The following is an 11,344-nucleotide window of genomic DNA, read 5'->3' as shown; positions in this document are numbered from 1 at the left end:
CGTTCCAAAAACTACGCAAACTGGCCATTTAAAAAGGCTTCGCCTTGGACCAGTTTGCCGCTTGACTTTTGTTCTCACGAAACTCGCAGTAAATGCGAGTTTCTGAATATAAGTGACAAAAAGTCATCATTTCTTAGATTATGCAACCATCAAAATCATTGAGTTTGCCTCACAAAAATCCACTTTATCAATTTTGAAACAAAAATTAAACTAATGCAATTTTGTTATCACTAAATAAGGCAAATGGTCCAGGAATTGCAGATACTCCTCTGTGATTGCCAAAATAGTCAGTGTCGAACACAATCTCTGTTCCATCAGGATTTTCAAATCTTTGCTCTGGCTCAAATGCATAACCAAGAGTTTTAGAACTTATAATACCACAAGCAAAATCCTTTAACGCATCGCCAATATTCGACTTTAGTTTCCATGAATTGCCTTCTAATATCACATCTGCATAAACTTCCTTTGCACCTTCTAAAAAGTGTTCTTCCTTGCCATATCTTGTTGCCTTGTTAAAATATGCATTTCCATCAATCCATACAGGAAGATGACCAAAATGAGCCTCTGCCAACTTGCCCATATCAGGATTCTTTGTCAAATCAAATTGCAAATCCCACTCCTGTTTAGTCGGAAAGATATCAAAAGGAGCCGTTCCTACCACCTTATAATCAGCATCTGCCGCAGTCTTTTTATCATCTTCAACGTCAAATTTCTGAACAAAAATATTATTATAAATTCTGTCATCACCATGAAGAATAGTCATAAATCCGGCAACCTCAGTACGATGTCTTATATGGTAAGGCGTGTATCTAGGCTCTCTTTGACCATTGACTATACTGTCTACACCAGAATTAATAAGACTAAAGCTGCCTGCAATAAGGTTGTGAACACAGGCAATTCCCTCACTAGGAATCGTAACAGCAACAGGTGACAAAAGAATATTATTGTCAATAAGAGTCGGACCATGCCCAACTTCTACGAAAACATCTGAATTGAACATCGCACCATCAGCCTGCTTAACACCCTCTGGTCTTGTGTTATCATGCATAAGATTCTGCGTCACTCTAGCACCTTGAGCCTGCCAATCAAGCCATATACCTATAATACAGTTGTAAATGTGATTGCGGCGAATAGTAACATCTATTCCAGCATGAAGCTTAATTCCGGCAGTTTCAGCGCCTCCAAGCTGCTGAGAATTGCAAATATGATGAATAGTGCAATCCTCTATTGTAGAGAATACACCTCCCATACGTCCTACAATTCCAGTCTGCTCACAGTGGTGAATATTACACCTTCTAATAATATGATGACCGATTTTTTCCTTAAGCCATCCATGATACTGCCCCCTGCATACCGCATCTCTCTCCATCTGGGTAGGACTCTTAACATGCTTTTTTGTAAAATACATATCATTTTCAGGGTCCAAATATTTTCCAAGAGAAATACCACAACATCTGCTGCCATAAATCTCACAGTCTTCAATAATCCATCCCATACTCCAGTGAGGTCCAATCATGCCATCCTGATATGCTGCAGGAGGTGCCCATGTAGTAGCAGCTTTGTTGATATTAAAACCTTTTACAGTTATATAATCGATGTGATTTTCGTCTGGCATGAAACAATTTCTTCTGACACTAATCTCAACCTTCTCATTATTTGGATTCTTGTCCTGAAAGTTAGCATAAAAAACAGTTTCATCGCCGTCTTGCTCACAGTACCATAAATACTTAGACTCTTCCTTATTCCATGCAAAAGAATCTTCCAGGCCCTCCTGACACTCCTTAATAGAAGTCGTCTCATACATCATCATGTCATTAAGAAATACACTTCCAGTATGTCTGATAATAGGTGAAAAATACCAATCACCATACACCTGTTCTACATAAGGATTGTAGTCTCCGAAAATAGAATTGGAAACCCTAACGCTCCACATAGTACCGTCTTTACGAGTCCATCCAGTTAAAACTTCTGCTCCAGTAATAACTGCTCCAAGCATTTCTTCAGAACGATACACAATCGGATGTTCCTTAGTCCCAGCATGCCTTGGAACTACACGCTCACGGTAAACTCCCGCTTTTACTATTACTTCATCTCCTGCTACAGCAATAGATGCTGCATCGTTAATGCGTTTAAAAGGTCGCTCTTTACTTCCATTTCCCCCACGAAACGCATTAGCATCAACGTAAAAAATCATTAAGAACTCCTCCTATAGTTTTTTGCAAAATTTTGGCATATAAACCAGTACAACCCTAATTCATTCTACTGTTTCATATAATTAAAATTATAGCACTTTTTTAAAACCGCAAGGATATTCTTAATGATTTATTAACGTTTTTATTTTGATCTAAAATTTTCCATATTATTAGCAAAATAATCCTTTATTATTGCAACAGTCTTCAGAACATCTTCTATCACGCTGTTATCTGAATGTTCTTTAGCATCTCGTGATATATCTCTAAGAAACTGTATTCCTCTTCCATATTTATCAGTCATCCATTCTTGTTCCGGGAAAATCCCCAATATAAAGGATGCGCCTTGGTATGTTTCAAATGGCGGATGTACAATAGGTAATTTCTTAATTACGTTACTCATTTTCTGAACATTCCTCATTTTATTATCATTATGCTAATTCTGCTTTCTTATACCAGCTTGCTTGTGTATTATACATCTCAGCATACAGTCCACCTTTTTTTAGCAATTCATAATGATTTCCCTCTTCTGCGACACTTTTTTTATTAATGACAATTATTCGATCACAAAATTTACACGAAGATAGCCTATGAGATATATATATTGCTGTTTTGTTTTTTACAAGTTGGTTAAATCTCTCATATATTTCGTACTCGGCTACTGGATCCAATGCAGCAGTTGGTTCATCGAGTATAATAATTGAAGAATCCCTCTGTAAAGCTCTTGCAATTGCGATTTTCTGAGCTATACCACCAGAAGGTTCAACTCCCTCACTATCATAATCTCTATATAAAAGTGTATTTCCTTTATATTTCTGCTTTTCAACCCATGAATTCAAGCCACTTCTATTATATATATCACTTCTTTTAAACGGCTTATCCCTGTCTCCCATTTTAATGTTTTCATCAATGCTATATCCAAGCAGTTTAAAATCTTGAAAAACAACTGATAAATGCTTTAAATACTCTTTATATTCATAATCATATATACTCACTCCATTCAAGAGAATTTCACCGTCTGTTACCGTATATAATCTACATAAAAGCTTAACAATAGTAGATTTTCCCGCTCCATTCAAGCCAACAAAAGAAACACTTTCATTTTTTCTTATTGTAAATGAAACATTCTCAAGTATATAATCATTATTACCAGGATATTTGAAATAAACATTTTTAAAATCCAATTGTTCAAATTGGAACTCATCAACAATTAAATTTCCTGACTTTATTTTTTCATCGGATTTCATAAAGTCTATAAACGCCCCCATAAAATCACACTTTAATCCGATATCCTGAACTAATCTAATAATACTTATTAAACACCCATTAACAAGTGCATCCACAGCAGAAACACACAAAACAACTTCTGATATAGAAATTCTCCCTTGTAATGCTAATAACCCTAAATATACATATACTACGCAATAATTTAATGCTGATGTTACACCGCCTAGACACCCCCAAAAGGTTTGTTTACACGCACAACGATTGTCTATTTTGTTCAGTTCGTTAGCATTTTCCAATTCTTTGTTCAATATCATATTCGAAGCATTATATAACCTAATTTCTTTAGCATATTTTCTATCTGTGACTTTTTGATATATGTAATGATAAAACTTGTTGATTGCGGGTGTTATGCTAAATACCTCTTGTTGAGCTTTGTTACATTTTGATGTTGAAAGTGTATTTACGCTTACAGTGATAACCGAACATATAATTAACGAAACTGAAATAGTTGATATAATGTAAGTTACTCCAATCAATGTTAGTATTGAAGAAATAATTCCAACAAAACAGTCTGATAATCCACGTACTCCTCCTGAATACCAGCTCATTCCTGTTACTGCCTTATTTAAGGCTTCTATATTACTGGCTTTTTCAGTATCTGAGTACTTCGTTTCCATATTCTTTTTTGACAAATCAAGATCAAATTCCCTTGAGAACCTGTCCTCATATTTCAAACGAATTTCCTTGGTAAAATTTATTACAACTCCAATTATAAAATTACTTACAACAAGTAAAATTAGCCAACTAATAATGTTTTCTTTTTCTATTATTGAATCAAGCAGCGATTTCGTTAGCAGCATACTATTAATTGGGGATATAGCAACGAATATGATATTTATAAACAAAACTACAAAATAACCTTTTGATGTATTATAAATATATTTATAAAAGTATCTACATATTGATAATGCTTTTTTCATCATTGGTCTCCACATCATTTTTATAAAAATATGATTGCATTTCAAACATCTCATAATACTTCATTTTATTCCTCATCAGTTCATCATGCGTTCCATCCTCAATTATTTCTCCATGATCGAACATTAGAATCCTATCGCAAAATCTAGTACTAGCAAGTCTATGAGAAATAAAAATCGCCATTTTACCATGAACCAACTCGCAAAAATCTGTATACATCTTGCTTTCAGCCATGGCATCTAATGCAGCAGTTGGTTCATCCAATATTACAATGGGGGCGTTTTTGTATAGCGCTCTTGCCAATCCCATTTTTTGCGTTTCACCACCAGACAATACAACACCATCTTCATGATGAATCTTTAATATATCCGTATATATTCCTTTTTCGAACTCATCTATTTTTTTACCCAAACCAGCTTTTCTTGCACATTCTTCTGCCAACCCCACATCCGTATCTTCTATAGAATCTAATGATATATTTTCAGCCAAATTAAATGCAAAACATTCCAAGTCCTGAAAGACCGGTGAAAATAATTCATAGTACTTTTTTCTATCATAAGTAGAAATATCTACACCATTTAAAAGTATTTTTCCCTCTGTAGGTTCATAAAGTCTGAGTAATAACTTGATAAATGTTGTTTTTCCTGCTCCATTCAAACCAACAACAGCTATTTTACTTCTTGGTGATATACAAACATTAATGTCTCTTAAAACATATGTGTCTGAATAAGGGTATTTAAATGATACATTCTTAAATTCAAAAGAAATTTCATCTACCCCAACTATTTCTTTACCCTTGTCACCATCGGATTTACAGAATATTTCAAAACTCCTAAAATCATTTATTTCTCTACTACAACTTTTCATAGAAGCATATGTTGTTACTAAACAGTTGAAAGAATTTGCAAAGTTTTTTACACATCCAACATATAATGTAAATTCTGCAATTCCAATTTTATTTTCCAGCACAAGTAGCACTAATACTGTATACATTATGCTTTCTCTAGAAAAGTCTATTATTCCCACAAACAATTCGCTTTTAAGCCATTTATTTCTAGATTCACAATATTTTCTATGAATTGTCTCGTTTAGAGTGCTAATTGTTTTTAGTATTACTTCCGCTAAATCAAATATTCGTATATCCTTTCCATATGCTTGATCCCTGCTCAATTTTATAAAATAATCTGATTTTCGCTGTTCATATATAACATCATCTTTTGTTAATTGTTTTTCATATTTCGTCGCCTTATCAACCGAACAATATGTCAAAGTCCCAAATATAATCACAACAAAAATCATTGAATAGCTATATGTTGCGAGTATTATCATTGCAACTATACAAGTTGTTAACTCAGAAAATAAGACAATCGCCTTACGAATCATTCCTTCTATTCCATTATGAGGCCAATTAGTAGCATTTATAGATTTTTGTCTCCAGTCCATAACTGCTTTGTCTTCTGTATTCTGATAGCTTATGTTAAAATAGTCTTTATTTCTGCCAAGTATAAACATAGGCCGAACATAGAAAGCAGCAGGATCTACCCAATAAATAGCGAATGTCTGTATAAGCATCAGCAACATCCCCGTAAAAGATATGACAATTATTTGCCACAATAAACTATATGAATCCAATCCAGATTCAATACATCCGATTACTCTCTTTCCCAGAAAAAGCCATACATATCTAGTTCCAATAGTCCCAATAACAGACAATAACATAACAACCAAAAGATATGGTTTATTTCTAGCAACACCTTTGTACACATATAAAATATTACTAAATAAACTAAACTTTTTTGCTTCAACTATATCCATTTTAATTACCTACTATATAAGATTTAATATCATCAACGATTTCAATTATTTTTGTTGTTTCATCGGGAATTAAAAAATCCAAATCCAAACATATTTCCCTTGTGGCAGATTTCCTAATATCTTTTTTCTTGCATAATTAACCCCAATATATTCTTGCAATAAATCCTCATAGGTATCTATTTCTTCTATCTTTATTTTTCTTTTTTCAAATAAACTATAATAATACGTACTTTTCTTCGCCTGACTCAACACTTTTTTTATTATACACTTATTATTTTGAAATATTTCATTTTCAAAAATCATTACCGTACTCCTCTTCATCATTTTGCCCCAACCAAACTTGATAATACTTTGATTCTAAAAAATCCTTCCTTGCTAAATCACATACAACTTTACCTGAATGAATAAAAATTATCCTATTTGCATACTGAATCTCTTTCGCCCTATGAGTAGTGAAAATATATGTATCTAGATTATAAAATACGTAATCCATCAATTTTTTAGCATTTTCCAAATCCAAAGAAGCTGTAGGTTCATCTAATAAATATATTGATTTATTCATAGAAATCAATCTTCCAAATGCAACTCTTTGCTTCTGTCCTCCTGATAAACTATTTGTAGATTTATCTAAAATTTCTTTAGCGATTTTTTCATCAAATGATGATTTCATTAATATAGAAATAACATCTTGTTGGCTATGCTTTTCAGGTGTATTCATGTTAATGTTCTTTTCTACACTATTTGAAAAAAGTAAATAATTTGCAGGCAAATAAGAAAATATGTTCTTTACTACTTGATTGCTGATATTATTAATATTACACTGATTTATTAACACCTCACCTTTAGATATATTGACATTTTTCATTAACGCCTTTAGTAATGTTGACTTTCCAGATCCATTCGAACCAATAATAGCAACTTTATCATTGCATTTTAGTTCAATATTCACATCTTTTATGACTTGTTTATTATTATAATCAACCCATAAATGTTTAACACTAATACAAGAATTATCATCCCAAATCAGATTCTGAACTTCATTTTCTGAATTAACGATTAACTCATTCATTTTCTCAACCGGAACCAACAGATTAGGTAATGTTATAACTTGACTTCTTGTCTTTTGTGCAGAACCTTTAACATTCGAATACATTTGATTGATTGAACTAATCTGACCTGATGATAAATTGTCATTTTCAGTTTCAACTCTCTTATAAATAAAAGTTTTTAACAATGCAGATATCATATCTGAAACCAAATAAACGCCTGCATCAAATACGTTTGTAATTTTTATATTTTTCCAATAATCTTGAACAATATCATCATTTATCTCCAACTCTTTTTTTATTTCATCATTCATTACAAGAAATTCTAATTCACTTAAAATAAAACGAAGTTCATTATCTTTTTTACCTTGAATAGCTATTAACTGTTCGTTTAAGCAAAAATTAACTCTTGTTTGAAACCAAGCCACTAAAAAATCGAGAATAATTGCACACATTAGAATAAATAAAAAAGTCACAAAAAAGTCTATTGAATAGATTAACAATGATACAGTTCCAACAAGTGGTCCAACAATTCTAAAAATCTTCATCCATAACTGAATCATCCCCCACGCACCAGAATTAATTACATAAGATATATCTCCTTTAGTATATTTCTCATTTAATATACTAGGCGATACTCCACATATTTTTTCCAAAGCATTTTCCTGATATTCATACATTGTCTTTATAACCCATGCATCGGAATATACATAGATATAATAACTCAAAACAAATACAGGCATCATTACAAGGAATATTATTATCGAAGCAATTATAAAATTTTCTTTGTTATGGTATGTATCTAGCATGATACGAATAATAATCGGAACCATAAGAGGAGATAATGTCTCGTTTAATGCTCGTAAAAAAATCCATTTAAATAATGTAATTTTTTTTTCAGGTAAATGCTCTATACTGATTATAAAGTCATTAATAATTCTTCCGAACATTTCTAACTCCTTATATATTAATAATTTCAACATTTTGCATATGATTATTTTCTATAAAATGTGATACATATGCGCAAAAAATTTGGTTTTCTTGCACATACTCAACTACTCGTTCCATAACCATTTTTTGAGAAGCTGGATCCATCGCTGAAGTAATCTCATCTAGACACAAGAAATCTGGTTCCTTATAAATAGCTCTTGCCATTGCTATCTTTTGTTTTTCTCCACTGGACACATTATCTTCACACACCATTTCTTCCAAGCCATTTGGAAAATTACACAGTGACTCATCTAGCGTCGATATATATAACGCTTTTTTTAATTTATATAAATCTAACTCTTGTCCCATTAGTATATTATCTATGATTTTTCCTTTAACAACGTGAGATACCTGTGAAGCATAACTAATTTTTTTCCAAATAGACTCTCTATGAATCGTATTGATATCTAACGAATTAATAAAAACCATTCCATCAGAAACCGGAATTACTCTACATAAAATTTTTAATAATGTACTTTTCCCACATCCACTCTTTCCATGGAATACTGTAACTCGACCTCTTTTAAAGACATACCTCATATTTTTTATCACTTCATTTGCTTCGTAGGAAAAACATAAATCAGCAATTGAAATTGACAAAATTTCTCTAATCTCTTCTTTTCCATTTTCATCATATTTTTCTAATTCAAACAAATCATCTATTCTTTCTCCCGTTGCTTTCATATTATTATGTTGAATATTGATATCAATTACTTCCAATATTTTCTTTGATATATTAGGCATCAAATATGCCAACGCCGCAATCTCCGATATAGCAATTACAATATCACAATCATCTTTTTGACATAGAATTCCTAAAAAGCAAGTCATAAATACCAAAAAAACATTTGATATTTTTTTACAAATATAAACATGAGCAAATACTCGTCCTTTTCCTATGTTAAGATTGACATTTTTATTTGCAACATTTCTAAAATCCTCTAGAATATGCTTAGGATTTAAAACATGTATGATACCTATATTATTTATTATTTCATTAATATTAGCGTAATTGTTGTTAAACTCAGTTCCAATCTCATACTCAAATTCTTTTAGTCTCGGATATTCCTTTTTAGTAATAAAAAATATAACTCCTATTACCACCAAACATCCCGCATATACATATACATTCATTATAATTGCATAAACAGATCCAAATATAATGCTTGTATATAATTCTGTTTTTTGATTTAATAAAGATATGTCCAACGTTATATATTGATAAATATCATTACGTATTTTAGGTAATAAATTCATACCATCATATTCATTATTCCATTGATTTAATCTACATAATGAGCTAAAAGCTTCCTTTTCTAATACATTAGTAGCATACTTTTGATAATAAAAAGAAATCATTCTGCCAGAATAACAGACTATGCAATAAATCAATATTATCCCAATATAAAAAAACAACAAAGAATCAATTTTGCTTTTCTTGAATAGCAAAAGGGTTACGATATCTTTTATAAGCTCAGTAACACAAACAGTTGTAATAAATGTCTGTATACTCATCATCATTATGATAAGCCACAAAACAAGCTTCTTTATTTTTTTGATGTTTTTTAATATTTCTAAAGTCATTCTATTTAGTTGTCCTTTATATCAACCTTAGTTAGCCATTTTCCAGGTACCAATTAGTTTCTTCATAATTTTTTGCAATACGTCTACTATCAACATATGGACATTTTAAAATAGATTCAAACGAATTCATTCCTCCAATTCCACAAAGATATAAAGTTTTACATTCATAATTCCATCTGAAATTAAAAAAAGAATGCCAAATCCATTTATAGCCAAATTTTGTAGCTTCAAGCATTTGAATAAATACTTTTACACTAGATTCTGAATTTATATTTAACATAATTCCTCATTTACCACTCCTAAAATCAAACCTTCGCTACCGTTTCTGTAATCTTAGTTATGCCCTAATTCGCAGTTATATTGCAAGTTTTTTCCAAATTTTTTTGCACATTTTGAAAGTTTATAATCCTTCAACATTCTCAAAATATTCCAAAATTATTTTCATTGTCATCCGCGTTGGTTTTACTTTTTTACTAAGTATTCGTTTAAGTTCTCTTTCCGATACACCAGATTCTGAAAGCATTTTCGGCGTATAACCAAGCTCATCCATTTTGTTTTTAATGAAATCAATATCACAAACAATTTTCGGTGATTTATGAATATCCCCTAAGTTTATAACAGTTTCTTTCATTATGTAATCAGCTTCTTCGCATTCGCGGTTTATGTTTTCATTACTATGATCATGAACCTCGCCATATAACCATTTTAAACTTGAAATAAACTTTTCTTTTATTTCCTCACTCAAGAATGCATTATCTATCATTTTCATCAAGATAATTACATCTTTTAATACATTTTCCTTATTCTCATATTCTTTGTTAGCCTTCATTTCTTTCCATATGTATATATAATACATAAGCAAATAATAGTATTCTTCCGAAGCTAAGACGCTGTGTCTTAATATATTTGCACTTCCAATTTCGAAATTTTTTATTGAATAGTCTAATATTATTTTATATATCTGGCTATCCACATTTTTTTCGAGTACTCTTTTAATTTCAGCCTCAGCTCCTATCAGCATTTGCTCAGCAACTTGTTTTTCCTTACCTTTAAGATTAGCAACCGATTCGCGAATATCACTTAACAAATAGTAACATTCATTAATATCTTTATCTTCAATGCAATCTATCAGTTCAAAATAATCTGTGCATCTTTGATATTCGTCAGAATCCACTAGAACAATCCTATTATCTTCTGATGCGCCCAATCTATCCAAAAGTCTTTTTCGAATTAATAATGGTGGATAACAACTACCATCTTCGTAGTACTGATATGTCACCTTTCCACATATTCCTTCGCATAAATCAACCTTACTAACCCCTCTAGTTAGTCGTAATTCCCTAATATATTTCCCAAAATTTGTTTTATCTGTCATATCACCCTCGCAATGTCAAAATACCCTCATTAATAGCTGATTTTTTCGGTATTTTTCCGAAAAGATTCAACTTATTTTATTATACATATGTCAATTTTTTCTGTCTAGTGACAAGTTCCTTAACTTTTTGTTATAATATA

The 11,344-nt window shown here is 31.3% G+C and carries 9 protein-coding genes; all 9 read right to left on the bottom strand.

Features of this window, described 5'->3' with window-relative positions; all coding sequences use genetic code 11:
• Window positions 1–205: 205 nt before the first annotated feature.
• The 9 genes from G634_RS0104820 to G634_RS0104780 all read right to left on the bottom strand — a co-directional run bounded on the left by G634_RS0104820 (window position 206) and on the right by G634_RS0104780 (window position 11,204).
• Window positions 206–2,194 carry a right-handed parallel beta-helix repeat-containing protein gene (locus G634_RS0104820; RefSeq protein WP_026504338.1) on the bottom strand — a complete coding sequence of 663 codons (1,989 nt, stop codon included), beginning with the start codon at window positions 2,192–2,194 and terminating at the stop codon, window positions 206–208.
• Between the two features lie 140 nt (window positions 2,195–2,334).
• The gene (locus G634_RS0104815) at window positions 2,335–2,592 is read right to left on the bottom strand and encodes a hypothetical protein (protein ID WP_026504337.1); all 258 of its coding nucleotides are present in this window, start codon (window positions 2,590–2,592) and stop codon (window positions 2,335–2,337) included.
• A 28-nt stretch (window positions 2,593–2,620) separates the two neighbouring features.
• Window positions 2,621–4,396 (bottom strand): ABC transporter ATP-binding protein, encoded by a 1,776-nt coding sequence (locus G634_RS18025; RefSeq protein WP_051233690.1) that lies wholly within the window; start codon window positions 4,394–4,396, stop codon window positions 2,621–2,623.
• Entirely contained in the window at window positions 4,371–6,209 is a 1,839-nt protein-coding gene (locus tag G634_RS0104805; RefSeq protein ID WP_051233689.1) for an ABC transporter ATP-binding protein, read from the bottom strand. Before G634_RS0104805 ends, G634_RS18025 begins: the two co-directional genes overlap by 26 nt.
• Window positions 6,210–6,278: 69 nt before the next feature.
• Window positions 6,279–6,512, bottom strand: coding sequence for a hypothetical protein (locus tag G634_RS0104800; protein ID WP_026504335.1), 234 nt, complete (start codon window positions 6,510–6,512; stop codon window positions 6,279–6,281).
• Window positions 6,502–8,205 (bottom strand): ATP-binding cassette domain-containing protein, encoded by a 1,704-nt coding sequence (locus tag G634_RS0104795; RefSeq protein ID WP_026504334.1) that lies wholly within the window; start codon window positions 8,203–8,205, stop codon window positions 6,502–6,504. Before G634_RS0104795 ends, G634_RS0104800 begins: the two co-directional genes overlap by 11 nt.
• Before the next feature lie 10 nt (window positions 8,206–8,215).
• Complete coding sequence (locus G634_RS0104790; RefSeq protein WP_026504333.1) at window positions 8,216–9,829, bottom strand: ATP-binding cassette domain-containing protein; 1,614 nt, start codon at window positions 9,827–9,829, stop codon at window positions 8,216–8,218.
• Between the two features lie 31 nt (window positions 9,830–9,860).
• Window positions 9,861–10,109: a hypothetical protein gene (locus tag G634_RS0104785; protein ID WP_026504332.1), complete on the bottom strand. Its 249-nt coding sequence runs from the start codon at window positions 10,107–10,109 to the stop codon at window positions 9,861–9,863.
• A gap of 120 nt (window positions 10,110–10,229) precedes the next feature.
• Window positions 10,230–11,204 (bottom strand): helix-turn-helix domain-containing protein, encoded by a 975-nt coding sequence (locus G634_RS0104780; protein ID WP_026504331.1) that lies wholly within the window; start codon window positions 11,202–11,204, stop codon window positions 10,230–10,232.
• Window positions 11,205–11,344: the final 140 nt, after the last annotated feature.

It is taken from the genome of Butyrivibrio sp. NC3005, assembly GCF_000424545.1.
GTDB lineage: Bacteria > Bacillota > Clostridia > Lachnospirales > Lachnospiraceae > Butyrivibrio.
This window is presented reverse-complemented; position numbering and strand designations above follow the sequence as displayed.

What these genes read in the sequence shown, in the direction of transcription:
- G634_RS0104820 (WP_026504338.1), bottom strand. Translation starts at nt 2,194, where the DNA reads ATGATTTTTTACGTTGATGCTAATGCGTTTCGTGGGGGAAATGGAAGT.
- G634_RS0104815 (WP_026504337.1), bottom strand. Translation starts at nt 2,592, where the DNA reads ATGAGTAACGTAATTAAGAAATTACCTATTGTACATCCGCCATTTGAA.
- G634_RS18025 (WP_051233690.1), bottom strand. Translation starts at nt 4,396, where the DNA reads ATGAAAAAAGCATTATCAATATGTAGATACTTTTATAAATATATTTAT.
- G634_RS0104805 (WP_051233689.1), bottom strand. Translation starts at nt 6,209, where the DNA reads ATGGATATAGTTGAAGCAAAAAAGTTTAGTTTATTTAGTAATATTTTA.
- G634_RS0104800 (WP_026504335.1), bottom strand. Translation starts at nt 6,512, where the DNA reads ATGATTTTTGAAAATGAAATATTTCAAAATAATAAGTGTATAATAAAA.
- G634_RS0104795 (WP_026504334.1), bottom strand. Translation starts at nt 8,205, where the DNA reads ATGTTCGGAAGAATTATTAATGACTTTATAATCAGTATAGAGCATTTA.
- G634_RS0104790 (WP_026504333.1), bottom strand. Translation starts at nt 9,829, where the DNA reads ATGACTTTAGAAATATTAAAAAACATCAAAAAAATAAAGAAGCTTGTT.
- G634_RS0104785 (WP_026504332.1), bottom strand. Translation starts at nt 10,109, where the DNA reads ATGTTAAATATAAATTCAGAATCTAGTGTAAAAGTATTTATTCAAATG.
- G634_RS0104780 (WP_026504331.1), bottom strand. Translation starts at nt 11,204, where the DNA reads ATGACAGATAAAACAAATTTTGGGAAATATATTAGGGAATTACGACTA.